This is a genomic window from Dickeya fangzhongdai, from assembly GCF_002812485.1.
Taxonomy (GTDB): domain Bacteria; phylum Pseudomonadota; class Gammaproteobacteria; order Enterobacterales; family Enterobacteriaceae; genus Dickeya; species Dickeya fangzhongdai.
The window spans coordinates 3,792,399-3,818,486 of the sequence record NZ_CP025003.1; the positions used below are offsets into that span (position 1 = coordinate 3,792,399).

General features: G+C 52.2%; 25 protein-coding genes and 4 tRNA genes. 6 read left to right on the plus strand and 23 right to left on the minus strand.

Features of this window, described 5'->3' with window-relative positions; genetic code table 11:
* Nucleotides 1–14: 14 nt before the first annotated feature.
* Both tyrA and CVE23_RS16990 read right to left on the minus strand, forming a co-directional pair.
* Nucleotides 15–1,136 carry a bifunctional chorismate mutase/prephenate dehydrogenase gene (gene tyrA, locus CVE23_RS16985; protein ID WP_049853575.1) on the minus strand — a complete coding sequence of 374 codons (1,122 nt, stop codon included), beginning with the start codon at nt 1,134–1,136 and terminating at the stop codon, nt 15–17.
* 12 nt (nt 1,137–1,148) lie between these two features.
* Nucleotides 1,149–2,213 (minus strand): 3-deoxy-7-phosphoheptulonate synthase, encoded by a 1,065-nt coding sequence (locus CVE23_RS16990; protein WP_038919944.1) that lies wholly within the window; start codon nt 2,211–2,213, stop codon nt 1,149–1,151.
* A gap of 641 nt (nt 2,214–2,854) precedes the next feature.
* On the opposite strand from CVE23_RS16990, the gene CVE23_RS16995 reads away from it, so the two are divergent.
* Both CVE23_RS16995 and CVE23_RS17000 read left to right on the plus strand, forming a co-directional pair.
* A complete protein-coding gene (locus CVE23_RS16995; protein WP_049853576.1) occupies nt 2,855–3,205 on the plus strand; it encodes a DUF2799 domain-containing protein in 351 nt (116 codons plus the stop codon).
* A 404-nt stretch (nt 3,206–3,609) separates the two neighbouring features.
* Entirely contained in the window at nt 3,610–4,560 is a 951-nt protein-coding gene (locus CVE23_RS17000) for an SAM-dependent methyltransferase (protein ID WP_038919946.1), read from the plus strand.
* Nucleotides 4,561–4,636: 76 nt separating this feature from the next.
* On the opposite strand, the gene rplS is transcribed toward CVE23_RS17000, so the two are convergent.
* The 5 genes from rplS to ffh all read right to left on the minus strand — a co-directional run bounded on the left by rplS (nt 4,637) and on the right by ffh (nt 8,178).
* On the minus strand, nt 4,637–4,984 hold the full coding sequence (gene rplS, locus CVE23_RS17005; RefSeq protein WP_022634545.1) for a 50S ribosomal protein L19: 348 nt from the start codon (nt 4,982–4,984) through the stop codon (nt 4,637–4,639).
* A gap of 63 nt (nt 4,985–5,047) precedes the next feature.
* Nucleotides 5,048–5,803: a tRNA (guanosine(37)-N1)-methyltransferase TrmD gene (trmD, locus tag CVE23_RS17010; RefSeq protein WP_100850004.1), complete on the minus strand. Its 756-nt coding sequence runs from the start codon at nt 5,801–5,803 to the stop codon at nt 5,048–5,050.
* Nucleotides 5,804–5,841: 38 nt separating this feature from the next.
* Complete coding sequence (rimM, locus tag CVE23_RS17015) at nt 5,842–6,390, minus strand: ribosome maturation factor RimM (protein ID WP_100850005.1); 549 nt, start codon at nt 6,388–6,390, stop codon at nt 5,842–5,844.
* 18 nt (nt 6,391–6,408) lie between these two features.
* On the minus strand, nt 6,409–6,657 hold the full coding sequence (gene rpsP / locus CVE23_RS17020; protein ID WP_012768742.1) for a 30S ribosomal protein S16: 249 nt from the start codon (nt 6,655–6,657) through the stop codon (nt 6,409–6,411).
* A 159-nt stretch (nt 6,658–6,816) separates the two neighbouring features.
* The gene (gene ffh / locus CVE23_RS17025; RefSeq protein WP_038919949.1) at nt 6,817–8,178 is read right to left on the minus strand and encodes a signal recognition particle protein; all 1,362 of its coding nucleotides are present in this window, start codon (nt 8,176–8,178) and stop codon (nt 6,817–6,819) included.
* 172 nt (nt 8,179–8,350) lie between these two features.
* Here ffh and CVE23_RS17030 point away from each other — a divergent pair, with 172 nt between their 5' ends.
* Entirely contained in the window at nt 8,351–9,145 is a 795-nt protein-coding gene (locus CVE23_RS17030; protein ID WP_038666514.1) for a cytochrome C assembly family protein, read from the plus strand.
* A gap of 81 nt (nt 9,146–9,226) precedes the next feature.
* Here CVE23_RS17030 and luxS read toward each other — a convergent pair whose 3' ends face one another.
* The 13 genes from luxS to pncC all read right to left on the minus strand — a co-directional run bounded on the left by luxS (nt 9,227) and on the right by pncC (nt 18,981).
* On the minus strand, nt 9,227–9,742 hold the full coding sequence (luxS, locus tag CVE23_RS17035; protein ID WP_013319092.1) for an S-ribosylhomocysteine lyase: 516 nt from the start codon (nt 9,740–9,742) through the stop codon (nt 9,227–9,229).
* A gap of 185 nt (nt 9,743–9,927) precedes the next feature.
* Nucleotides 9,928–11,481, minus strand: coding sequence for a glutamate--cysteine ligase (gene gshA, locus CVE23_RS17040; protein WP_100850006.1), 1,554 nt, complete (start codon nt 11,479–11,481; stop codon nt 9,928–9,930).
* An 80-nt stretch (nt 11,482–11,561) separates the two neighbouring features.
* Nucleotides 11,562–11,990: a YqaA family protein gene (locus CVE23_RS17045; protein ID WP_100850007.1), complete on the minus strand. Its 429-nt coding sequence runs from the start codon at nt 11,988–11,990 to the stop codon at nt 11,562–11,564.
* Nucleotides 11,987–12,553: a fructose-1-phosphate/6-phosphogluconate phosphatase gene (yqaB, locus tag CVE23_RS17050; RefSeq protein WP_038919951.1), complete on the minus strand. Its 567-nt coding sequence runs from the start codon at nt 12,551–12,553 to the stop codon at nt 11,987–11,989. The genes CVE23_RS17045 and yqaB overlap by 4 nt, the downstream gene beginning before the upstream one ends.
* A gap of 180 nt (nt 12,554–12,733) precedes the next feature.
* Nucleotides 12,734–12,810, minus strand: a tRNA-Arg gene (locus CVE23_RS17055).
* A gap of 57 nt (nt 12,811–12,867) precedes the next feature.
* Nucleotides 12,868–12,944, minus strand: a tRNA-Arg gene (locus tag CVE23_RS17060).
* A 76-nt stretch (nt 12,945–13,020) separates the two neighbouring features.
* Nucleotides 13,021–13,097: transfer RNA gene (locus CVE23_RS17065), tRNA-Arg, on the minus strand.
* A 7-nt stretch (nt 13,098–13,104) separates the two neighbouring features.
* A tRNA-Ser gene (locus tag CVE23_RS17070) sits at nt 13,105–13,197 on the minus strand.
* 305 nt (nt 13,198–13,502) lie between these two features.
* Nucleotides 13,503–13,688 (minus strand): carbon storage regulator CsrA, encoded by a 186-nt coding sequence (csrA, locus tag CVE23_RS17075; RefSeq protein WP_005972168.1) that lies wholly within the window; start codon nt 13,686–13,688, stop codon nt 13,503–13,505.
* A 321-nt stretch (nt 13,689–14,009) separates the two neighbouring features.
* Nucleotides 14,010–16,637 (minus strand): alanine--tRNA ligase, encoded by a 2,628-nt coding sequence (gene alaS, locus CVE23_RS17080; RefSeq protein WP_100850008.1) that lies wholly within the window; start codon nt 16,635–16,637, stop codon nt 14,010–14,012.
* Between the two features lie 137 nt (nt 16,638–16,774).
* Nucleotides 16,775–17,263 (minus strand): recombination regulator RecX, encoded by a 489-nt coding sequence (gene recX / locus CVE23_RS17085; protein ID WP_038919953.1) that lies wholly within the window; start codon nt 17,261–17,263, stop codon nt 16,775–16,777.
* A gap of 43 nt (nt 17,264–17,306) precedes the next feature.
* Complete coding sequence (gene recA / locus CVE23_RS17090; RefSeq protein ID WP_100850009.1) at nt 17,307–18,383, minus strand: recombinase RecA; 1,077 nt, start codon at nt 18,381–18,383, stop codon at nt 17,307–17,309.
* Between the two features lie 109 nt (nt 18,384–18,492).
* Nucleotides 18,493–18,981, minus strand: coding sequence for a nicotinamide-nucleotide amidase (gene pncC, locus CVE23_RS17095; protein ID WP_038919955.1), 489 nt, complete (start codon nt 18,979–18,981; stop codon nt 18,493–18,495).
* 1,794 nt (nt 18,982–20,775) lie between these two features.
* Between pncC and CVE23_RS17100 the strand changes: the two genes are divergently transcribed.
* Nucleotides 20,776–21,285 carry an SRPBCC family protein gene (locus tag CVE23_RS17100; RefSeq protein WP_100850010.1) on the plus strand — a complete coding sequence of 170 codons (510 nt, stop codon included), beginning with the start codon at nt 20,776–20,778 and terminating at the stop codon, nt 21,283–21,285.
* Nucleotides 21,286–21,367: 82 nt separating this feature from the next.
* Here the strand turns inward: CVE23_RS17100 and cybB are convergent, their stop codons facing one another.
* From cybB to CVE23_RS17115, 3 genes are all read right to left on the minus strand, one after another.
* A complete protein-coding gene (gene cybB / locus CVE23_RS17105; protein WP_038919957.1) occupies nt 21,368–21,901 on the minus strand; it encodes a cytochrome b561 in 534 nt (177 codons plus the stop codon).
* A 385-nt stretch (nt 21,902–22,286) separates the two neighbouring features.
* Nucleotides 22,287–22,916 (minus strand): LysE family translocator, encoded by a 630-nt coding sequence (locus CVE23_RS17110; RefSeq protein WP_038921090.1) that lies wholly within the window; start codon nt 22,914–22,916, stop codon nt 22,287–22,289.
* A gap of 107 nt (nt 22,917–23,023) precedes the next feature.
* Entirely contained in the window at nt 23,024–23,677 is a 654-nt protein-coding gene (locus CVE23_RS17115; protein ID WP_038666480.1) for a hypothetical protein, read from the minus strand.
* A gap of 348 nt (nt 23,678–24,025) precedes the next feature.
* Here CVE23_RS17115 and CVE23_RS17120 point away from each other — a divergent pair, with 348 nt between their 5' ends.
* Together CVE23_RS17120 and CVE23_RS17125 are read left to right on the plus strand one after the other, a co-directional pair.
* Nucleotides 24,026–24,799, plus strand: coding sequence for a (S)-acetoin forming diacetyl reductase (locus CVE23_RS17120; protein WP_038666476.1), 774 nt, complete (start codon nt 24,026–24,028; stop codon nt 24,797–24,799).
* A 378-nt stretch (nt 24,800–25,177) separates the two neighbouring features.
* Nucleotides 25,178–25,675 carry a MarR family winged helix-turn-helix transcriptional regulator gene (locus CVE23_RS17125; protein WP_197724572.1) on the plus strand — a complete coding sequence of 166 codons (498 nt, stop codon included), beginning with the start codon at nt 25,178–25,180 and terminating at the stop codon, nt 25,673–25,675.
* Nucleotides 25,676–26,088 lie beyond the last annotated feature (413 nt).

Here is a 26,088-nt window from a genome sequence, read left to right on the forward strand (position 1 = left end):
CAAGGCCCTTTGCGCTACTGGCGGATATCGTTCGCCTGACGCAGCAGAGTACGGCTTTCGGCCATGAATCGCCGCGAATAATCACCGAACCAGTGTTCGACTTTCTTGAAGCTGCTGACAAACGCAGCTTTATCTCCCGCTTCCAGCAATGAAATCGCCTCACCAAAACGCTGGTAGTAACGTTTTATCAATGCCAGATTGTTGCCGGAAGACATGATGATGTCGGCATAGAGTTGCGGATCCTGCGCGAACAGCCGCCCCACCATCGCCAGTTCAAGCCGGTATATCGGCGAAGAAAGCGCCAGCAATTGTTCCAGCTGCACATTTTCTTCCGCCAGATGCACGCCATAGGCAAATGTCGCGAAATGGCGCAACGCCTGAATGAACGCCATGTTTTGGTCGTGTTCCACCGCACTGGTGCGATGAAGCCGGGCGCCCCACACCTGGATCTGCTCCAGCAACCACTGATAGGCCTCCGGCTGGCGTCCGTCACAATACACGACAACCTGTTTGGCCAGGCTGCCGATATCCGGGCCGAACATCGGGTGCAGCCCCAGCACCGGCCCCTGATGCGCCGCCAGCATCGCCTGCAGCGGACCATTCTTAACCGACGCCAAATCCACCAAAATACAGTCATCCGGCAGTTGGGGCAGACGGGCAATAACCTGTTCGGTGACATGGATTGGCACACTGACGATCACCATGCCAGCATCCGCCAGCAGCATCTCCGCCTGCGGCCAGTCCTCCTGCTCCAGGATACGTACCTGATAGCCGGACAGCGTCAGCATTCTGTCAAACAGGCGCCCCATCTGACCACGCCCTCCCACGATCACAATCGGGCGCAGCGACGGAGACAACGTTTTAAACCCTTTGTCATTCTCGCTGGCGTAGGACTCCCGCATCACCCGACGCAGAACATCCTCAATCAAATCCGGGGGAACACCCAGCGTTTCCGCTTCCTTACGTCGTGAACTCAGCATCGCTGCTTCCCGATCAGGCGCATAAATTGGCAAACCATAACGGCTCTTTACCTCGCCGACTTCCGCCACCAGACGTAGCCGACGCGACAACAACGCCAATAATGCTTTATCTACCTCATCTATCTGATCACGCAATGCGGTCAGTTCAGCGACCATCTGTTCTTCTCCTTACTGATTGGCGCTTCGCGCACTCAGCTCTTTATGAACCGAGCGCAACAATGTCTCTGTACTTTCCCAACTGATGCAGGCATCCGTCACCGATACCCCGTAACGCATGTCGGCGCGCGGTTGCTCGGAAGACTGATTGCCTTCGTGGATATGGCTCTCCAGCATCAGCCCGATAATAGAACGGTTACCGGATTTGATCTGCTCGATCACCGACTCCACCACCAGCGGCTGCCGACGGTAGTCTTTGCTGGAGTTACCGTGGCTACAATCTATCATCAGCGCCGGATTCAGTCCTGCATCGCGCATCTGTTTTTCACACTCAGCCACGTCTTCCGCGCTGTAATTCGGCTTTTTGCCGCCACGCAGGATCACGTGTCCATCCGGATTTCCCTGCGTCTGCAATAAGCAAACCTGACCGCTCTGATTGATACCGACAAAACGATGCGGCATTGATGCGGCTTTCATGGCATTAATGGCGGTGCCGAGACTACCGTCAGTGCCGTTCTTGAAACCCACCGGCATTGATAACCCGGAAGCCATCTCGCGGTGAGTCTGGGATTCGGTGGTTCTGGCGCCAATCGCCGACCAGCTGAACAAGTCCCCCAGGTACTGCGGGCTATTCGGGTCCAGCGCTTCGGTCGCCAGCGGCAACCCCATGTTTACCAGCTTAAGCAGCAAATCGCGGGCGATATGCAGCCCCGCCTCCATATCAAAGGAACCATCCATGTAGGGATCATTGATCAACCCTTTCCAGCCGACAGTGGTACGGGGTTTCTCAAAATAGACACGCATGACGATATACAGCCGATCGCTCAATTCGGCTGACAGGGATTGCAGACGACGCGCGTAATCCAGCGCGGCATCCGTATCATGAATGGAACAGGGACCACACACCACCAGCAGACGTTTGTCGTTGCCATGAATAATGTCAGCAATGGTTTTACGCGACAAAGCAATCGCCTGCTGCTCCGGCTCATTGAGCGGGAATTTGGCTTTCAGTTCGTCGGGAGTAATAAGAACCTGTTCGGCGCTGATATTAATATTATTGAGCGTGTCTTTTTGCATGATGATGATCCTGTGTGTTCCTTTGGTATAAGGGGAGCGATTTCGTCATTGTCAGTAACAGGTTTACACCTTAACACACAGGTCGTAAATTTTTCAAGCCATAGGTGTAAAGTTAAAATTACTCCCGTAAAACCGGTTAGAAATCACAAAACTGGCTAACGCCTATCGGGCGCGTCTCACCATCGAATACAGTAATTCATTGAAAGCGCTGGACGTTATCAACCTGCCGCCGTTTCTCAGGTATTCAGAGGCAGAGAATCAGCAGATCTGAAATGATTTCACAGCCTGATGATGTTACTGGTGATATTTGGCGAATGCTGATTACGGGCCTTCGCAGGATAGATGCTGGCGACCTGCTTAAACCGCGGTAAACCACGTGACTGACGAAAATGCCGACCATCGGTGACGCTACAACCGTAAACAAAATTATACACCGTATTATTCAGCATCATGCCAGCACGTCCCAGCCGCAGCTATCACCGTATGTTGTTGTGTTCGGGAAAGCGGAAACGTATCGTCGCTGAACTGAGTGAAGAACGCCAATCAAGCACAGGGCACTGAAATCATTAAAGGAAAAACAGGAAATTGCGTAATATTAGGCCGTATCTCTCCATTCTGATGCTGTAAAAACAGGTTCAATCATGAGAAACGGTATAGTGTTGATAGGGTTGTTGCTCCTCACCGGCTGCCAGTCCGTTCCGTCGGTATCGCCGACTAAAGGCGAGTCCGATTTCTGGTATGACGCGGGATATAAGGACGCCACCAGCGGTATGGTTGTCAGGGATAACGAGACACTGTCGGAATGGTTTGGCAATCCGGATGTAGATCGTCATGCCTATCTGAATGGGTATCGAGCCGGACAGACGGAATGGTGCCACCCCGATAATGTCGCAGCCTGGGGGCGAGCGGGAAAATCCTTCCCGGCTGGCTGTGATGGCGTCAATGACGCAGAAAAGTTGAAAAAAGTATGGCAAAACACGGTGGATAAATAGACTGGTCATAACAGGCCAGCCTGCTGTTTCGCCCCCCACTCTTTGCCCCTCTCCCTGCAAATGACCTCTATTAAGCTCCTGGGTAGATCTGTATGAACCGGCCAGCGTGTCGCTGGCAGGCATCCATCATACTCACGCTCGCCAGCTATTTCAGGCACGCCCATCGGCAGTCGGTCTGAGTATCCAGCCTGTTTTGTTACCTGCTGAGATGGCTTTCGGATAAATCATCTACCGTTGGTGATAAATCAAACTTATAATAACCTAACTAAATCATAACAATCCGCAACAAACCACTGGTGCCAAATGGAATTGAACGCACACATTCGTTTTGCATTGCCATCATTGCCCTGGTCAGACATTCACCTCATCTATCCACGCAATAAGCTGGCAAACAGGACTTCATTATGAAAAGTACGTCATCGCATTCCGGACAAGGACAACTACTGTCTCATCACCCAAGTTCACCTGATGATCATTACGCTACTCTCGATGCTGTCAGATCAAGAATTCGCCAGGCCGGCGATCTCCCCGGAGCGACGGTGGAAGAGCAAATCGCGATTGCCGAAGAACTGGCGACATTCGACCTCGGGAAATTCCTTCTGGTACACCGGGGGTTGAATGCCTATTGGACCCACCACCTGGTCACTAATCCTTCCGCTTTCGCGACGCGGTCATCCTACAGTGATCTGGAAAAATTGATTTACGAGCGATTACCCGCCGTGCTTGCCACCCGTGAGCGGTTTGGTATTTTCCGCCAGCAGTTACAATCACGCCTACGCGACGGAATGGTATTTGCCTCTGTTCCCTGCGGGCTGATGGGAGATTTGCTGTTGCTGGATTACTCGCATCATCAGGATGTGCGGTTAATCGGCGTAGACCTGGATCTGCAGGCGCTGGAAGCCGCGAATTCGCTGGCTAAACAACAGCATTGCGACGATCGCATCACGTTGCTGCAGTGCGATGCCTGGTCATTACAATTGCCTGAACCCGTGGATGTCCTGACCAGTAATGGGCTCAACGTTTATGAACACGATGATGAAAAAGTGACGGACCTCTATCGGGCATTTAATCAGGCACTAAAACCCGGGGGTACGCTGATCACCAGTTTTCTGACGCCGCCCCCGGTGCTATCGGCAGAATCGACCTGGCAGGTCACCGAGGAAGAGCAGCGCTTACTCCCCTTACAGCATTTGCTGTTCTCACGTATTCTGGAAGCCAGATGGACCGCATTCCGCACCTATGCCCAGACACAGCGCCAGTTGGAGCAAGCAGGATTCAGCGACATACATTTTATTGATGATCGCATGCGGATGTACCCTACCGTGATCGCCCGGAAAATGGAAAACGCCGCATAACGCAAGTAAGGCGCCAAAGAAAAAGGGGTGGCAAATGCCACCCCTTATCGCTTTCGGATGTTGCGAAAGCGTATGCTTAGTTAAGACGCTCTTTGATACGAGCAGACTTACCAGCACGCTCACGCAGGTAGTACAGTTTGGCTTTACGCACAGCACCACGGCGCTTAACGGTAATGCTGTCCACTACCGGAGAGTGCGTCTGGAATACGCGCTCTACGCCTTCGCCGTTGGAAATCTTGCGAACAGTGAATGCAGAGTGCAGACCGCGGTTACGAATTGCGATAACCACGCCCTCGAATGCCTGCAGACGTTTTTTGGAACCTTCAACGACCCATACCTTAACTTCCACGGAGTCACCCGGACGGAACGCAGGTACGTCTTGCTTCATCTGCTCTTGTTCAAGCTGCTTGATAATATTGCTCATAATATGTCTCTTACCCTAGGTAAACTGATATATGGGTTCGTCCGGCGCTGCCGCAACGGCCCCCTAATACTCATGTTGTTCGGACTGATATTCCAGTTGGAATTCAGCCAACAACGCTGCTTGCTCGTCAGTCAGAGCTAGGCTTTTCAGAAGTTCAGGTCTTCTAAGCCAGGTTCGGCCCAGCGACTGCTTCAAACGCCAGCGGCGTATTTCCGCATGGTTGCCCGACAGCAATACCGCCGGCACATCCATACCTTCCAACACTTCAGGCCGGGTATAGTGAGGACAATCCAGCAACCCATCGGCAAAAGAGTCTTCTTGTGCCGAAGCCTCATGACCCAGTACGCCGGGAATAAACCGGGCGACAGAATCAATCAGCGTCATTGCTGGTAGTTCGCCACCACTGAGAACGTAATCGCCGATTGACCATTCTTCGTCAATTTCGGTTTTGATGACACGCTCATCAATGCCCTCGTACCTTCCGCAAACCAGAATCATCTTCTGATGTGCGGCGAGTTGACGTACGCCTTGCTGATCCAGTTTGCGACCCTGCGGTGACAGATAAATCACCCGAGCCCCTTCGCCTGCCGCTGCTTTTGCTGCATGGATAGCATCCCGCAAGGGTTGCACCATCATCAGCATACCGGGACCGCCGCCGTAAGGGCGATCGTCCACCGTGCGATGCCGATCGTAAGTGAAGTCGCGAGGACTCCAGTACTGTACGCTCAGCAGGCCATTTTTAACTGCCCGGCCTGTGACTCCATAATCAGTAATGGCGCGGAACATCTCAGGAAACAGGCTAATTACCCCAATCCACATAGCGCCGTTCCACTCATTGACTGCAGACTCTACAGAGTTCAAAAACCAGGATCCCAGTCTACTTCAATACGATGCGTAGACAGGTCAACGTGCTTGATAACCTGTTCATTCAGAAACGGAATCAACCGTTCCTTGACTCCGTAAGCATCTTTCAGATTAGCTCTTACCACCAGAACGTCATTAGAACCGGTTTCCATCATGTCGATGACTTTTCCCAGTTCATAGCCACCTACGGTGACGACGTCGCAGCCAATAAGATCTTTCCAGTAATAATCACCCTCACCCAGCTCAGGCAGTTGGGCAGAATCCACGACAATTTCGCAATTGGTCAGTAAATTCGCCGCATCCCGATCGTCAATATCTTTGATCTTGATGACCAGGTCCTGATTATGGTGCCGCCAGCTCTCGATTTCGATCGGTTGCCACAGCCCTTTATTCCGGATGAACCAGGGTTGATAATCAAAAATGCTTTCGGCGTCTTCGGTGGATGAAAATACCCTGAGCCAACCTTTGATGCCGTACGTCGACCCCATTTTCCCCAATGTAATCGGGTTGACCGGGGCTTTCGGGCTGAGTTGCTTGCTCATTACCACCACCGCAACAGATTACGCTGCTTTTTTCGCGTCTTTGATCAGCGCGGAAACGCGATCAGAAACGGTTGCGCCCTGACCAACCCAGTGCTCGATACGGTCAAGATCCAGGCGCAGGCCTTCAGCTTTACCGGTAGCGATCGGGTTGAAGAAGCCTACGCGCTCAATGAAACGACCGTCGCGCGCATTGCGGCTATCGGTCACAACGACTTGATAGAACGGGCGTTTTTTAGCGCCGCCACGTGCCAAACGAATTGTTACCATAACATCCTCTTTAGTTAATAAAACAACCGGGCCCCATCGAGGAACGGGGCCCAGTGTCATATAAAAAGCCCGAAGATTTTACTCATTTTGGTGCAAAAAGCAATCTAAAACCATGCATTCACACCACCGACTTTTCTGTTGGGGTCACATTTCCCCGACTTAGCGGCCTGGAAAACCCGGCGGCATCATCCCTTTCATGCCGCGCATCATCTTGGCCAGGCCACCATTCTTCATCTTTTTCATCATGCGCTGCATATCATCAAACTGTTTCAGCAGTCGGTTGACATCCTGCACCTGCATGCCGGACCCCATCGCGATACGTCGCTTACGCGAACCTTTGATGATCTCCGGCTTGGCGCGCTCCTGTTGCGTCATGGAATTGATGATCGCCTCCATTCGCACCAATACCTTGTCATCCATCTGCGATTTCACGTTATCCGGAATCTGCCCCATACCCGGCAGCTTGCTCATCATGCTGGCCATACCGCCCATATTGCGCATCTGCTTTAGCTGATCCAGGAAATCGGTCAGATCAAACCCATCGCCTTTCTTCAGCTTTTTAGCCAGTTTCTCGGCTTGAGAACGGTCGACCTTGCTTTCCAGTTCCTCAATCAGCGAGAGCACATCGCCCATACCGAGAATGCGCGAAGCGATACGGTCCGGGTAGAACGGCTCCAGGGCGTCGGTTTTTTCGCCGACGCCCAGGAATTTGATTGGTTTACCGGTAATATGGCGGATAGACAGCGCCGCACCGCCACGGGCATCACCATCAATCTTGGTCAGAATCACCCCGGTCAACGGCAGCGCCTCGTTAAAGGCTTTGGCGGTATTCGCCGCATCCTGACCGGTCATGGCGTCAACCACAAACAGCGTTTCCACCGGATTAATCGACGCATGCACCTGCTTGATTTCATCCATCATGGCGTCATCGACATGCAGACGACCGGCGGTATCCACCAGCAGAACATCGTAGAATTTCAGTTTGGCGTGCTGCAGCGCACGGTTAACGATGTCGATAGGTTTTTCATGCGCTTCCGAGGGGAAGAAATCGACGCCGACGGTCTGCGCCAGCGTTTCCAACTGCTTGATCGCCGCCGGGCGGTACACGTCCGCCGACACCACCAGCACTTTCTTCTTCTGTTTTTCACGCAGGAATTTGCCCAGCTTACCGACGCTGGTGGTTTTACCCGCCCCTTGCAGGCCCGCCATCAGTACTACCGCCGGCGGCTGAGCAGCCAGATTGAGCGCCTGGTTGACCTCGCCCATGGCGGTCACCAGCTCGTTCTGCACAATCTTGACGAACTCTTGTCCCGGCGTCAGGCTCTTGTTGACTTCGTGACCAACCGCCTGCTCTTTTACACGGTTGATGAAGTCACGTACCACCGGCAGCGCCACGTCCGCTTCCAGCAGCGCCATACGGACTTCACGCAGCGTATCCTTGATATTGTCTTCCGTCAGCCGCCCACGGCCGCTGATATTGCGCAGAGTGCGCGATAGTCGATCGGTTAAATTTTCAAACATATCTCATGCTCAATGTGAAACTGGCCGCTACCGCGACGCGAACAGCGAGGAGTATAACACGAAAGCCAGACCAATCTGCGTGCGCCGGCACGGATAACTGGTTGGTGGCGGTGACGACTAAGGCTATACTGACCCTTCATTTTACTCAGTTGATATTGAATAACCTATCGCTATGTCTGTCTTCGCCATTGTAGCTTTAGCGGCCTATTTCCTCAGTCTGGGGCTGATTATTCCCAGTCTGGTGCGAAAAAACGGAACCTACCGCCGTCTGGCAGTGGTATCCGCTACGATCGCCCTGGTCTGCCATGCAGTGGCCTTGTATCAGCGTATTTTCGATGTCCAGGTCGGGCAAAACCTGAGTCTGTTGAACATCGGGTCCCTCATCAGCCTGATTATCTGCACGGTGATGACCATTGTGGCGTCGCGCAATCGCGGCTGGTTTCTGCTGCCCATCGTCTATACCTTTGCGTTCATTAATCTGGCGTTCGCCAGTTTCATGCCGGGTGAGTTTATTACCCACCTCGAAGCGATGCCCGGTCTGATGGTGCACATCGGTCTGGCGCTGTTTGCCTACGCTACGCTGATGATTGCCGCGTTGTATGCGCTGCAACTGGCGTTGCTGGATTACATGCTGAAAACCAAGAAACTGGGATTTACCGCCGACATGCCGCCGCTGCTGGGCATCGAGCGCAAGATGTTCCACATTACCCAGATTGGCGTCATTCTGCTGACGCTGACGTTATGCACCGGCCTTATCTACATGAACGATTTGCTCAGCAACAAAGAGAACCTGCATAAGGCGCTGTTCTCCCTGCTGGCATGGTTTGTCTACATTCTGCTGCTCTGGGGGCACTATCACGAAGGCTGGCGTGGGCGCCGGGTAGTGTGGTTCAACCTGATCGGCGCACTGTTGCTGACGCTCTCCTACTTCGGCAGCCGGGTAATCCAGAACTTCCTGGCGCATTGACCGCTTCCGCGACTGACTTTATCCAGCACATAAAAAAAGAGAGCCGCGGCTCTCTTTTTGCTGCACATACGCTGAACGCAATCAGATGTGCAATTCCGCCAGTTTGTCTTTCGGCAATGCCAGATCGTCGTTTTTGTTGACGAGCACGTCGTGATCCAGAATATGGCGTGCAATGTCCTGCGCTTCGGTCAGGGAATGCATTTCATAGGTGCCGCACTGATATTCGTTCAGTTCCGGAATCTTACGCTGATCGGTGACCTTAAGCACATCAGTCATGGCCGCTTTCCAGGCGTCAGCCACGCGCTGCTCTTCCGGCGTACCAATCAAGCTCATGTAGAAGCCGGTACGGCAACCCATAGGAGAGATATCGATGATTTCCACGCCATCGCCGTTAAGGTGATCGCGCATGAAACCAGCGAACAGATGCTCCAGAGTGTGGATACCGCGCTCCGGCATGATCTCCTGGTTAGGACGACAGAAACGCAGATCAAACACGGTAATCGTATCACCATGAGGGGTTGTCATGGTTTTGGCCACCCGAACGGCTGGCGCAGCCATACGAGTATGATCGACAGTAAAACTATCCAGTAATGGCATGTTGCCACCTCCTCATGAAAAATTTATTTCTCGTTTCCAGGAAACTTTTCTTACCGGTACCGGTCATAACAAATGAAAGACGCGCATTTATTATCATCATCCCTATTATCAGAGATGTTTCTTTGGCCACCCGATGACAATCGAGTGGCCTTTTCTTTTACCGGCTACGTCACCGGCTACCGGCGTTACTGTCTGGACAGATATGCATCAAAGCTCAGCGTATCTTCCGACTCCAGTTGACGCTGGTGCTGCCATGAACGCTCGCACTCCGAAGTAAACTGGGCTTCAGACAAAATCTCCAGCGGCTCCTGCAACAGTTGCTCGCGGTATTGTCCGGCTAGTTGAAGACCAACGCCGCCGCTGCCATTTTCCAGCATCATCGCCAGAATCCGTGCGGAGAACGTTTTGTCCGGGTCGTCGAACCCTTCCACCAGTTGGTCGCAGACCTGTCGATAGTACGGCTTAGCGTGCCCTTGATCCAACAATTCCGCAACACGCCGCAGATCCGCAAACAGCGAGCGCCCAACCTCAGCAATCGTCTGACGCGTCGTATCGCAGCCCATGCCTACCGTCTGCCCTGGCTTACGGCCTTCCAGAATCACCTGGTTCCAGTTTTTACGTGTGCAGAGCAGTTCCGCTTCGCTCATTTCCGGCGCATCCGCCAACGCGCACCAAATCAGGAACAGGTCGAGGAATCGAGCCTGTTCGGCGCTGACGCCGGTTGCCGAGAACGGATTGATGTCCAGCGAACGCACTTCGATATACTCGATCCCGCCGCGCAGCAGCGCATCGGAAGGCGACTCGCCCGGACGGGTGACGCGTTTAGGCCGGATCGGCGCATACAATTCGTTTTCAATCTGCAACACATTGGTATTCAGTTGCAGATAACTCCCCTCTTTTTTGAGACCAATCCCCGCATACTCTTCAGACGGCGTGTGAATCGCCTTTTTCAGCGCTGAAACATAGGTTTCCAGGCTGTTGAAGGTAATTCCAAGGTTGCTCTGCGATTTGTTGGTATAGCCCAAATCGCTTAAACGCAACGATGTAGCATACGGCAAATAGAGCATTCCTTTTTCCGAACGCTCAAACGGCAGGTGGGTTTCTTTGCCCTGCAGGAAAGAGGAGCAAATCGCCGGCGAGGCGCCAAACAGATACGGAATTACCCAGCCGAAACGATAGTAATTGCGAATCAGTTGAAAATATCCGGCGGAAATCGCTTCCTTGCCGCTGATGGCGTCGGTAATGCCATCACGAGCCTGCCAGAATGCCAAAGGCAGCGAAAAATTATAATGCACGCCGGAAATGGTCTGCATCAACGCGCCATACCGGTTTTTCAGTCCTTCACGATATAGCGTTTTGAAACGACCAATATTCGAGGAACCATACTGTGCCAGTTCAATATCCTGCCCTGCTTCAATAAAGCAAGGCATACTTAACGGCCACATGCGCTCATCACCCAGATGACGCGCCACATAACGATGAATATCACGCAAAAAGGCGAGAAGGTGATCAATATCCTTGTCAACCGGCGTAATGAATTCCAGCAATGCTTCAGCAAAATCCGTGGTAATCCAGGGGTGAGTCAGCGCCGCCCCCAGCTTCTCCGGATGTCCTGTTTTCGCCAGATGTCCATTTGCCATCACGCGCAGTGTTTCACGCTCAATACCACGCTGGATCCCTTTTATCGACTGAGGATGTTTTTCCAGCCAGGACAGCGCTTTTGATACGTCCGGGATCAAATTGACCTCCCGCTATGAAGATTTAGTCATGTTAATAAGAATAATGGATGGTATATGGGGACAACAATCGTTATTACAACTCACCCGGTTCCCATCGTCCATTTCAGCGCCACGCCGGCCACTACCAGATAGCGCAACGTTTTTCCGATAAAAATACATATTACGGAACTTCCCCAGGGCATCCTTAGCCACCCTGACAATACGCACAATATATCGCCGACTACCGGCACCCAGCTAAATAATAATGCTGCGGTGCCGTAACGCTGCAACCAGCGTCGGGCGGTATTCAATCCTTTTTGCGGCTTAAGTTCGGGTACCAGGCGCCCGACAACAATATTGGTGATCCCGCCCAAGGTATTACCAATGGAAGCGATAACAATCAGCAGCAATGGGCTGGTGCTGTGAGTTAACAACAACGAGACCAGTACGACTTCCGAACTGCCCGGCAACAGCGTCGCACTCAGGAAGCTGCTCCAGAACAGGGAAAAGGCCGCCCAAAACTCGCTCACAGCGTTCTTACGTCAATCACATCCATACCTGCACTGGCGGCAGCCTGAAGACCAAAATCGGCATCTTCAAACACGACGCAGTGCTCAGGGGCAACCTGGATTAATGTTGCGCAACGCAGAAAGGTATCCGGGAACGGTTTATGCCGCTGCACATCATCAGCACCGACCAGCGCAGAAAAATAATCCCGCAGGCCAAGATGGCGCAGCAGACGATCGGCCAAACCATGCGTACTCCCGGTGCCAACAGCCATCGGGCGACGGCCATGATACGCTTTGACGACGTCAATCAACGGCAGTGGCTGTACGGTGTCCATCAGCATGGTTTCGGTCAGGGACGCTTTCTCCGCCGCCAGCTTATGCGGATCAAGATCCGACTGATGCTGGTTGATAATCACTTCGGCAATACGCCAGGTCGGCGCGCCGTTCAGCGCCGTCATGGCATCGTTGTCATAGCTCATACCATGCTTTGCCAGTACTTGTTGCCATGCACGGCAATGGGTTGGCTCCGTATCGAGGATGGTGCCATCCATGTCAAAGATGAGGCCCTGATAGCGATCGTACATCATGACTCCGTACCCACCGAAAAGAGACGATTACTTTAACGCAAAGTCAAAACATTGTCGCTTACTCAATAACCTTAGTAAAAACAGTGAAATAGATATATCAGACAGGAAAAATACCAGGAGATTCGATAAAAGAAAAACGATAACGTTGGAAGTAAGCCGGGGTAGATTTGAAGAAGATGGTGCATCCGGGAGGATTCGAACCTCCGACCGCTCGGTTCGTAGCCGAGTACTCTATCCAGCTGAGCTACGGATGCATTTTAGAAATCTTTCTGACTATGATTTTACAACAAGAGGAAACAGCATCAGGAGAATGGTGCATCCGGGAGGATTCGAACCTCCGACCGCTCGGTTCGTAGCCGAGTACTCTATCCAGCTGAGCTACGGATGCATTTCAAGACTTACTGCAAACTTCTCTTAAATTGTATAACTGACAGTGCTTTTGTCAGATAACACGTCACATTAAATGGTGCATCCGGGAGGATTCGAACCTCCGACCGCTCGGTTCGTAGCCGAGTACTCTATCCAGCTGAGCTACGGATGCATCTTAATGGCGGTGAGGGAGGGATTCGAACCCTCGATGCAGCTTTTGACCGCATACTCCCTTAGCAGGGGAGCGCCTTCAGCCTCTCGGCCACCTCACCGTACCGACTGGTAATCACTGAATTTCGTTTTCATTCAGCGCTCACCTGTCTGCGTGGCGCACATATTACTTTCCCGGACTTATAAGTCAAACAATTTTTCCGATATCAGTTCCGTTTGAACACTTCGCACCCAACAAGAACAGATTAACGACAAAAAGCATGCTTTATCGCCAATAAAACAACCAGTTATTTGCATTCACAACTGCAAATGCCTGGGAGACTATTCATTGGCAAAAAAGGAAAATACAGGGAGCAAACAGAAACACGTGAACAACAGCGCCTCGCCAACACGAGACGCTATTCAATCAATAGGAGGTAGGCTGAGACTTCTCTGCCTGAATACGCTGGTAAATCTCTTCTCGGTGTACAGAGACTTCTTTCGGCGCGTTAACACCGATACGAACCTGATTGCCCTTTACTCCTAGTACGGTAACCGTAACCTCATCGCCGATCATGAGGGTTTCGCCAACTCGACGAGTTAAAATAAGCATTCTTTGCTCCTTGAAAGATTATAAAGAGTCAGGTCTCTCCGTTCTCCCGTCATTATCCATCATGGTTGGGGAAAACGTAAACCTGGATGACGAAAATGTCTCATCATCTCACTCATTGTCTGTTACTAATGTTCAGTTTAGTCGATATAAGACAGCTTGCGCTTTTTGTTATCACAACCAGACCTCACCTCATAGGCCGTCTCTGGAGCCCCACAGACGACCTATGAACAGTCTTGTTTACGGCCATCCTTACCGCAAGCTAAAAACGCCAAAACCACTCATAGTCATGGCGTTTTTGCCGGGATAACACGTATTTAATATTTATAGCTTATCAACCACCCAGGCTTCAATGCTGGTCAACGCCGATGGCAACGCATCGACATCATTTCCGCCTGCTTGCGCCATATCCGGACGACCACCACCCTTACCGCCGACCTGGTTTGCCACAAAGCCAATCAACTCGCCCGCTTTAACGCGATCGGTCAATTCTTTGGTCACGCCGGCGATCAGGCTGACTTTGCCATCCGCCACCGTCGACAGCACAATCACCGCAGAACCCAACTGGTTCTTCAGATCATCGACCATCGTCCGCAACAGCTTGGGCTCAACATTGTTTAACTGCGTCACCAGCAGCTTCACGCCGTTGATATCTTTCGCCTTGCTGGACAGCGAAGAGCTCTCCTGCGCGGCTTGCTGCTCTTTCAACTGCTGCAATTCTTTTTCCAGCCCGCGGGTACGTTCCAGCAAAGAACGCACTTTGTCTGCCAGATTGTTGCTGTCGCCTTTCACCAGTTGCGTTACTTCATGCAACAAATCATTCTGATGGTGCAGAGCGACAATTGCATTCTCGCCAGTAACCGCTTCAATACGGCGAATACCCGCAGCCGTACCCGATTCAGATACGATCCGGAACAAGCCGATATCACCGGTGCGGCGAGCATGGGTACCACCACACAGTTCGATGGAAAAATCCCCCATCGACAGCACGCGGACATTCTCTTCGTACTTTTCACCAAAGAGCGCCATCGCGCCTTTCGCTCTGGCCGCATCCAGCGCCATCACGTCCGTTTCTACCGGCAGATTACGACGAATCTGGGTATTGACGATATCTTCCACCTGACGAATCTGCTCTGGTTTCATCGCTTCCGGATGAGAGAAGTCAAAACGCAGGTAGCTGTCATTGACCAGCGAACCTTTCTGAGCCACATGTTCGCCCAATACCTGACGCAAGGCCGCATGCAGCAAGTGGGTCGCTGAGTGGTTCAGACGAATACGGTCACGGCGGACATGATCCACCACGGCATCCACCTTATCGCTCACCCGCAGAGAGCCCTGAGTCAGTTTGCCGATATGGCCGATAGCCTGACCATATTTCTGGGCATCAGTGACAGAGAAGCGGGCCGTCGTTGACGTCAATTCGCCCTGATCGCCAACCTGACCGCCGGATTCGCCGTAGAATGGGGTTTCGCTCAGAACCACGACCGCCTCGTCGCCCGCCTGGATTTCCTGCACGGACTCGCCCTGACGATAAATCGCCACAACCTTCGACTGCTGTTCAGTACGTTCGTAACCGCAGAACGTTGTAGACTCATCCACACGGATCAGACTGTTGTAATCAGCGCCGAAGCCGCTGGCGTCGCGCGCGCGCTGACGTTGCGCTTCCATTGCACGTTCAAAACCCGCCTCATCCACCTTCAGATTACGCTCACGGCAAACATCCGCGGTCAAATCGACCGGGAAGCCATAAGTGTCATAAAGACGGAAAGCCGCTTCGCCGCTCAGGGTATCGCCCTTAAGCTGTTTGATTTCTTCGTCCAGCAACAACAGCCCGCGCTCCAGCGTACGGGCAAACTGCTCTTCTTCATTCTTAAGCGCCTGTTCCACCAGGCTCTGCTGGCGTTTAAGCTCTTCAGCAGCTGGCCCCATCACCTTAATCAGGGTACCAACCAGCTTATAGAAGAAGGTCTCCTTCGCACCCAGCATATTACCGTGGCGGATAGCACGACGAATGATTCGACGCAGCACATAGCCGCGGTTTTCATTCGACGGCATGACGCCATCGGCAATCAGGAATGCACAGGAACGAATGTGGTCGGCAATAACGCGCAGCGACTTGTTGTTCAGATCATCGGTTCCCACCACGCTGGCAGCTTCCGCGATCAGTGTCTTGAACAGATCGATCTCGTAGTTGGAATTCACATGCTGCAGGACGGCGGAAACACGCTCCAGTCCCATACCGGTATCAACCGATGGTTTCGGCAACGGCAGCATGGTGCCATCGGCCTGACGGTTGAACTGCATGAATACCAGGTTCCAGATCTCGATATAGCGATCGCCATCTTCTTCCGGGCTTCCCGGCGGTCCACCCCAGATGTGATCGCCATGATCGTAGAAAATTTCAGAACAAGGGCCGCAAGGACCGGTATCGCCCATCTGCCAGAAGTTATCCGACGCGTACGGCGCGCCTTTGTTGTCGCCGATGCGGATAATGCGCTCGCGAGGTACGCCAACCTCATTCGCCCAAATGTCATAGGCTTCATCATCAGTGGCGTAAACCGTAACCCACAGTTTTTCCTTGGGCAGACCAAACCACTGCGGGCTGGTCAACAGTTCCCAGGCATAAGTGATGGCGTCGCGTTTGAAATAATCACCGAAGCTGAAGTTACCCAGCATTTCGAAGAAGGTATGGTGACGCGCAGTGTAACCCACGTTTTCCAGATCGTTATGCTTGCCGCCGGCGCGCACGCAACGCTGAGAGGTTGTGGCTCGCACATAATTACGTTTGTCCAACCCCAGGAAAACATCCTTGAACTGGTTCATCCCGGCATTGGTAAACAGCAACGTAGGATCATTGTTTGGCACCAGGGAACTACTGGCGACAACCTGATGTCCTTTACTATGGAAAAAGTCGAGAAACGCTTGACGGATCTCAGCGGTGCTCTTGCTCATAATTGTCCTGAAATCAAGCTAAAAGAACAGTCGCGGGCAAGGTAGATGCAGCATGCTGATGTGACCGAGCCAAACGCGAACAAAAAAGTGGGAATAAGATAAATTTTCTTAGGGGGGAAGTAAAATCCCGTATGCGTTCAATCGGAAAAATTCATATATACCGACTGAATTTCGTCGTGGGAAAAACCGCGGTAAAGCAAGTAACGCTGAACTTTGGCACGTTCCTGCCAGTTCATTGGCAACGGTGAGCCGAATTTACGGATCGCCACTGCTTCCGCCTGTAGATACCAGTCAATGTCGCAAGATTGTAGCGCCATGCGCTGGGTAGACTTATCGATGCCCCGCTGGCTGAGCTCGGCACAAATACGCTGAGTACCGTACCCTTTACGACAGCGACTACTAATATAACGCAGGGCATAGCGTGCATCATCCAACCAGCCCTGTTGCCGACAACTGTCCACCGCCTGCTCGATTTGGGTATTGAGCTCGGACAACACAGAGCAGTCGTCTGCATTGTCGCATTCGCGGTTTGTCTGCAAATACGCCGCAATTTTGCGGCGCAATTCCATCTCGCTATGATCTCGCACAGCCAGCACATTCATCGCATAACGGAGTACTTTCGACATACCTGTCATCCCGAGAATGTGCTGCTCATGCTACGACGTTTCATTAAAAATCGTCGTTGAGTTCGCCAGCGGCTTCTGCATCGTACTCGGCGCTTTCACTGCTAACACTCGGCACGGCTTCATTATCCTTATGCAGCAACATTTCGCGCAGTTTCTTGTCGAGTTCAGCGGAGATAGCCGGATTTTCCTTCAGGAAATTGCAAGCGTTAGCCTTGCCTTGACCGATTTTGTCGCCGTTGTAACTGTACCAGGCGCCTGCTTTCTCAATCAGTTTGTATTTCACGCCCAGATCAACCAGCTCACCATAGGTGTTGATCCCTTCGCCATACAGAATCTGGAATTCGGCCTGTTTGAACGGTGCGGCAACCTTGTTCTTCACAACTTTGACGCGGGTTTCGCTCCCAACAACTTCTTCGCCTTCTTTAATCGAGCCGATGCGGCGGATATCCAAGCGGACGGAAGCATAGAACTTCAACGCGTTACCACCGGTCGTGGTTTCCGGGTTACCGAACATGACGCCAATCTTCATACGAATCTGGTTGATAAAAATCAGCAGCGTATTGGATTGTTTCAGGTTACCGGCCAGTTTGCGCATGGCCTGGCTCATCATGCGCGCCGCCAGTCCCATATGCGAATCACCGATTTCCCCTTCAATCTCTGCTTTCGGCGTCAACGCCGCCACGGAGTCAACGATAATCACGTCCACCGCACCGGAGCGAGCCAGCGCATCACAGATCTCCAGCGCCTGCTCACCGGTGTCCGGCTGGGAACACAGCAGATTATCGATATCAACGCCCAGTTTCTTTGCGTAGATCGGGTCCAGCGCGTGCTCAGCATCGATGAACGCACAGGTTTTGCCTCCGCGCTGTGCGGCCGCAATAACCTGCAACGTCAGCGTGGTTTTACCGGAGGATTCCGGACCGTAGATTTCGACAATCCGCCCCATCGGCAAACCACCGACACCCAGTGCGATATCGAGCGACAGGGAGCCCGTGGAGATCGTTTCAACATCCATTGAGCGATCTTCGCCCAAACGCATGATAGAACCTTTACCGAATTGCTTTTCGATCTGGCCCAGCGCCGCCGCCAGTGCCTTTTGTTTGTTCTCATCAATAGCCATTTCTGCTCCTGTCGCGCAGCCTGCCGCTGCCTCTACGCTGTTGCTTATTCATGATTCACCGAACCGATGGCCGCATTATACTGTATACTCATACAGCATCAAGCCTATTTTATAAAAATCTCTCCAGCAGCGTCTGCAGGGCAAACGCCACCGCCTGCAAACGAACATCATGGCGATCGCCGTCAAACTGCATTCTTTGAGCCACGCTGTTGCCGTTTTTATCGCTAAAACCAAACCATACGGTGCCCACCGGTTTGTCTGGCGTTCCACCGTCCGGCCCGGCAATACCGCTGATCGATACGGCGATATCCGCACCGGAGCGGCTCAGCGCCCCTGTCGCCATTTCGTTCACGACGTCGCGGCTAACCGCGCCAAACTGCGTCAGTGTATTTTCCTGCACGCCGATCAGCGCCTGCTTGGCCTGATTGCTGTAAGTTACAAAGCCGTAGTCAAACCATGCCGAACTACCGGGCACATCCGTAATCGCCTTGGCCAGCCATCCGCCGGTACAGGACTCGGCACAGGTCATTTTCGCCTGACGCGCCTTCAGACGTTCTCCCACCAGCGCGCTCAGTCGCAAGATTTCAGTTTCTGTCATCGCAGCACCCTGTTTTATCCATTGCGGCTCAATAGTAATGAACACATTCTCCCTCAGGGTAGCACTTTTCCTCGTGCAGCCCCGTTGCTTAACAGGAATGCGAGACGGCACGCAACATAGCGCGGCCCTTTGTCTTATTATTGTCAACCAGCCTGTATATGATTGACACACAATAATAACGGCGATAGCGTTTTTAAGACATGCATGCCCCGCCTCGGGGCTTTTTTTATTGGCGTAACAAGACACGGCCGATGGATCCCGGCAGACGTGGTTTCTGGACCTGAAATAATGCTGGCCTGCCGGTTGACAGGCCAGTTGGGTAGGAAACCCAAGAAAGGCGTGGCGCCGTGTTGCGAAATACCACTGGCTACATGGTGGATTAACACATCAGGCGAATCGACTTCACGACATACCTGTTATCTTCAAGCTGCTGACGCATTGGCTGCTTCGTTTCCCCGTCACTGTTTGCCAAGCGACTGAGGGTTCAGTTGTTCGCCTGCGTCCTGCAAACTCGAAATTCCCTGGGTATAAAAGCCTTGTTATCGGTGTTTCATCCCTGGCGGGTCATTAGCGCGACACTCTCCCATTTAGTTTTCGCATCTTGTTCTGCTTTAAGTGCGTTTTGCAATGATATCTTATTTTCTGGAGTGCTCTTTTTCTCTTTTATTTATCGGCGAGAAAATCAATAACCTTATCCCATAAAGAAAATATTTTTTATTTTCCGATATGATTATCCCCTACTGAACTATTGTCATGTTGGAATACGGCGACAGCTGACAGACATAAAAAAAAGCCCACCAAAAGGTGGGCAAAGCTATTGGGTTTTTCAACAGCAAAGATTTGTTAGTACTGGCACGACAGTTATCCACTGTCTGAAAATGAATTTACCAGCCATTCCTTAAAATAACCTTAGTTTTATCTCACCACTCATAATATTGATAAAAAAAACCACCATAAAAATCAAAATAAACCACTGTACTAAAAGCAAAAAAAAGCCCACCAAAAGGTGGGCGAAAATGACACTATTCTCTGGCATGAAGCATCCTGAAGACACAGGTTGGCAGCGTTCCGCTGCCTGATAAGAATTCTATGATATGAATATTAAGCCAACATTAGGAAAAAAGAAAAAAACAACTTTTAACGTAGCCGTTCACTAAAAATAAAAAAAGACAAAAAACAAAGCCCACCGAGAGGTGGGCGAATACTATCTAATAATTATAAAAAAACCTGGTGTTGTGGCGCGGTAAAATCATTACCTGCTGATAAAATTACACCAGAGAGATTAAACCAACCTTAAAAAAATAATTTATCTCATTTATTTTCGTGACCATCACAGCAGAAAAAAACAGAAAACCAAACACACAAAAATAATCCCTATCGTCATTATCATCAGAAAACAAAAAGCCCATCAAAAGATGGGCCAAATAAAAATGAAAATCGAAAAAAAATTCCTTACTCTATAACATGGCACGGCAGTCAATTAACACTAAGTAAAAGTGTAACAGATATCCGCCAACCTGCTCTGGCAGCGGTCATTATTCTTCTGTTTTTGTGAGAATGCGCATCCTCCCCAGCCCGATATCGGTAACGGCGGTCTGGCAATCAGCTAAAGTAGGCTTTTACTTCCTGTAGGTTTGCAGGTTTCCCCAGGCATCACGTACACTCGCCAGAAGACACGATTACGTCCGGTACAAGACAGGGTTCACTCGCCTATTTCGAGCGGTTATGACAATAAGCGCTTATAGCAATAGCAGAACAGAGTCTGTCTCAGGCAAATCAGGAGGGGAAGACAACGTGCCACCCACATTCTTACGTCGATCTGGCATAACGGATAATCACGCCGACCGACTCAGTAGTTCATTGGTCATTTGCCGCCCGGCGGATGTGCTGTTCGATTTGTGGCGCGATCCCAAAACGCTACCGGTGCTGATGAACCATGTCGCCCACATCGATATCATCAACCGCACGGATTCTCTGTGGCGGATGAAAGCGCCGCTCGGCCAGTATATCGAATGGCAGGCGCGTATCGTGGATGAACAACCCGGCCAGTTTATTCACTGGCGTTCGCTGCCGGGCGCCAGAATCCCGAATGAAGGACGCCTCTCGTTTCGTCCCGCTCCGCACAGTGACGGCACCGAAGTAACCCTCAGCATTCGTTTCGATCCTCCGGGCGGTTTTTTGGGACGCACCCTCAGCCAGGTGTTTCAACTGCTGCCTAAAGAGATGTTGCACAAAACGCTGTTGCGCTTCAAACAGATGGCGGAACAGCCTGGCTCCGGCGCCATGCCGCCTGATGGGCATTAAGCCCCACATTTATTATCCAGACATTCATAAAAAAACAGACGGCGGGAAAACCCGCCGTCTGTCGTATTAACAACCCTCGGTATTATTTCTTGTCGGGCATCATCCGCAGCAGCGTATCGTCGCGTACCACATAGTGATGATACAGGGCGGCTAACGCATGGAGCCCCACCAGGAAATACCCGGCGTTGGCAATCAGTTCGTGAATGTTCAGCAATGTCTGTTTGATATCTTCATCCGATTCGGCAGCGAACGGCATCGCAATACCGAACACCGACCAGTCGGCGCCGCGATAGTACATGCCCAGCACGCCCAGCACCGGCAACGCCAAAAACATCAGATAAATAAAACCATGCACGGAATGGGACGCAATCACCAGTAGCCGCCCCGGCTGTGGGGTGATAGGCGGAGTAGGATAACGAAAGCGTTGCACAACCCGCAGGATCATCAGCACCCACACGGACACGCCGCAGCTGTAATGAATAGTCGACATCAGCGCTCGCGCACTACTCCCGCGCGGAGCGAAACCACGCAGCTCCATAGCGGCATAAGTGACGATCACCAGTAGCAATACCAGCCAGTGCAACACAATCTGAGATGAATGATACTTGGTCTTCATGGAATTCCTTCTCTGTATGAGCATACAATCTGTGTGAGTATAAAACGCATACAGCCTAGCTTCACTTTATTAAGCTAGCATTAGTTTTTGGCTGACAGCAGCGAAACGTTCTTTTGGACAAAAAAATCCCGCCTTAATGGGAAGGCGGGAAAATGACTACTCTCTGACAGGGATGAATAACACAACATCAACAAGGGTTGAGACAAACATTACCAGTTGCAGTGTATAGAACTGTCATCTGTCGGTAAGGTTGGTTGGCAGGATGTAAGTCGAATTTGACAGGGATAACATTGTCGAACGGGGGCTATCGGATAGGGAAAGAAACGGTAAAAAGCGCGCCCGTGCATACAGAGAGGGCGGTCAACGCTGACCGCCATCGCACCGATCAGCGCCGGCTATCCACCAGCATTCTTACCGCCAGCCCGGCCAACACCGTTCCCATCAGCCAGCGCTGCACGCGTTGCCACAACGGGCGCTCCGCCAGAAAGGCGGCGATGTACCCCGCCGCCATCACCAGCGACGCATTGACCGTCATGCTGATAGCTATCTGGGTGATGCCCAGCGTCAGCGACTGCCCCAGTACGCTCCCCTGCTCCGGGCGAATAAATTGCGGCAGCAGCGAAAGATAAAGTATTGCGGCTTTAGGATTCAGCAAGTTAGTGACAAGCCCCATGACAAACAGGCGGCGATTGCTGTCCGGCTTCAGTTCGCGCAGTTGAAAAGGCGATGCGCCGCCGCGCACAGCCTGCCAGGCCAGCCACAGCAAATAGCACGCGCCGGCGATTCGCAGCACATCGTAGGCCAGCGGTACGGCCATCATGATAGCGGTAATACCGAGCGCCGCAGCGCTCATATAAATCAAGAACCCCAACGCAACGCCAGACAGCGACACCAGACCGGCTCGCCGCCCCTGACAGACGGTACGCGAGAGCAGGTAAATCATATTCGGACCGGGCGTCAACACCAGCCCTAACGCAATGGCGGCAAACGGTAACAACTGGGACGAACTGACCATCATCAAACCTCGGCAAACAGCAGACAATCCTCAGATGTAACTGTTTTTGGAAGCCGCCTCAATCTCATTTCGTGCCGGCCGCCATCACGCCCCACCGGCGCCGCCGATTACTCTTCCGGTGGATAGCGGTAATCCCAGCGGAAAAAACCGTGATCCTGAAATGAGCCAGACAGTAACGACTGCTTTCGTGTTTTGACATAGTTTGGCGGCGGACAGGTAACATTGCACATCCAGTAACCGGGAAACCAGCTTCCCATGCCGGGCAGCCGCGCTATTTTGGCATCGAGCGGGTTAAGCTCCGGTAACGAATAATAAACGAACTCGCCGATAGAGTGCTCCACCCACTCCTCGGCAACCCCCAATTCCGATAACGGGTTGGGATGCAACGGCGAACGAGCCAGATCGACAAACTCCTTAACATGGTTCATCGACCAGCCGCAAAACTCCAGCGAGCGCTGCCGCTCCGCCATTTCGTACAGCCGATCTACCGAGATTGCCGGCAGCGGATCAGGCTGTTCGGGAAAAAATTCATTGTGTTTTTGCAGACACAGCAACAGATAAGATGCCACCAACGCCCCCAACTGGTGGATGACCAGCGCCGGATGCTCGCCTGCGCCGCCACCGATAATCAGATTGTCTGGCGTGCAGGAAAAGTCATCCGCGCCCCAGGGCGAATCCGTCACCTCTTCAAGCGGATGATAGATTGGCAATCCGTTAAGGAAACCAACCAGTTCGTGTTTGATGGTATCGATGTAGCTCATGGTTACCGGCTTTTAAACAGTCATCAAGACAGATATCGGCGGGACATGACCCGGATGATGTTCTTCGCAGGGTACACTGTGTGCTCCGCCTTCTCCAGACCAATCTTTTCCAGACCTCGCTTTACCGCGCGCGACAAGTCGTTCCCTTAGCTTCTGGCTCATCGCTCAGAATAAAGCTGCATAAAGACCAACAGGTAATAGTGGTAATTAACAGGTTTATTTTCAAATAAAAAAAGTTAATCCATTAAAATGATAGTTTTCGATATTTACTATAAGTTTTCATTCCTGTTATCGCGCGCTAGCCTGCCTGCAGTGGCTATTCTTTCATTCACAACACAGGAAAAGACCATGAAACAGAAGGTAGCATTGGTCACTGGCGCAGGCCAGGGAATCGGTAAGGCCATCGCTCTTCGTCTGGCGAAAGACGGTTTTGCCGTAGCGGTCGTGGACTACAACAGCGATACCGCAGGTCAGGTGGCGCAGGAAATCAGACACCACGGCGGTAACGCCATCGCGCTTACCGCGGATGTCTCAAACCGCGATCAGGTGTTCGATGCGGTACGCACCGCGCACAAACAACTGGGCGGTTTCCACGTCATCGTCAATAACGCCGGTATCGCCCCCACCACACTGATTGAAGATATCACGCCGGAAATCGTCGATAAGGTTTACAACATCAACGTAAAAGGCGTTATCTGGGGAATCCAGGCCGCGGTGGAAGCCTTCAAGGCTCAGGGTCAGGGCGGTAAGATCATCAATGCCGCGTCTCAGGCCGGTCACGTCGGCAACCCGGAACTGGCGGTTTACAGCTCCAGCAAATTCGCCGTGCGCGGCCTGACCCAGACCGCCGCCCGCGATTTGGCGCCGCTTGGCATCACCGTCAACGCCTATTGCCCCGGCATCGTCAAAACCCCGATGTGGGAAGAGATTGACCGCCAGATTTCCGAAGCCGCCGGCAAACCGCTCGGCTACGGTACGGCGGAATTCGCCAAACGCATCACGCTGGGCCGGCTGTCCGAACCGGAAGACGTCGCCGCCTGCGTTTCCTACCTCGCCGGCCCGGATTCCGACTACATGACCGGTCAGGCCCTGTTGATCGACGGCGGCATGGTATTCAACTGATACCGTATTCAGTTGATATGTTATTCAACTGAATCTGCACGATTGCGCGACCTTGCTATCTGCATGTCGCGCCCTCTTACATCCTCACGCGTCTTAACGTGCGCTGAGGATGTTTCCTGTCTGAATCCTGTTCCGATACACAGAAGAAAAATTAACCAGAGTTGTGTTATGGTGGCAACCCGGTTGGCAGGCTATGACCAGAGCGTCGCCTCATGCTGGCAACATCATGCACGACGCCACATGTATCTATGCCCCTGAATATCCAGATCACCCCGAATAAGAACGCATGGCATCGTGCGCACAGGGACATTGATGTAGGCTGACGGTCGCCGTCATACCGTCTCCATCATGCAGCCGCCGTCATACAAAGGAGTCAGGATGATGCAAGACGATGAAATCAACACCGACGATTTGTGGGAACGCCCCGGTTTCCTTATTCGTCGCCTAAACCAGATTCACCATACGGTATTCTTTGAAGCGCTCAGGGGCGACATCACCCCGCTGCAATACGGCCTGCTGACGGTAGTCGGCGCCCGCGGCGGCCTGGACCAGACCACGCTCGGCGCCGAACTGGGGACCGACCGCACCACGCTGGCCGGCACGATTGAACAACTGGAACTCAAGGGTTATGTCCGGCGCGAAATCCACTATTCCGATCGCCGTCGCAAAACGGTGGAAATCACGCTCAGGGGTAAAAAAATTCTGAACAAAACCGCCGCCGACATGCATCAGGCGCAGATGAAATTACTGGCGCCGTTACCGCCGGCGTCAAGAAAGACCTTTATTCAGATGATGAAAACGTTGGTTGAAGGCAACAACCATCGTGGCAGCGTGCCGATCAAGCGCTTCAGTTCGCAAACAGAATCGTTCGACTGAACCATCGTACCGGAAAGCCCGTTTCCAGCAGCACCGCGGGCTTTCCGGTATGACGCTTTACTCACCTCCTTCATCCCCATGCGCAATTCCCTTTTCCTGCGTTGTCCGTGGTTGTCTTCACCGTTTTTCCTATTCCCTATTCAGGGCATGCCTATTAATTCGATAGAAACAACTGCCGTTATCCGTTGTGTCAAAAACGGTAAAGTACCTGCTGTTGCTGTGGGCCTTTGCGACTCTCCAGTAACACCGGTGGCAACCACGCCGCCGCCCATAAGCGAAAAACCGTTGCCGGTCATGACGACAGGTAAACCACATTCACCACTTTGTTTCCGCGTTCCTGATGGTGAATTTTCTCTGCTTATAGCTTCGAGCAGTGCAATGGACTCACAGCAATAACCAAACCCTATTGTTGA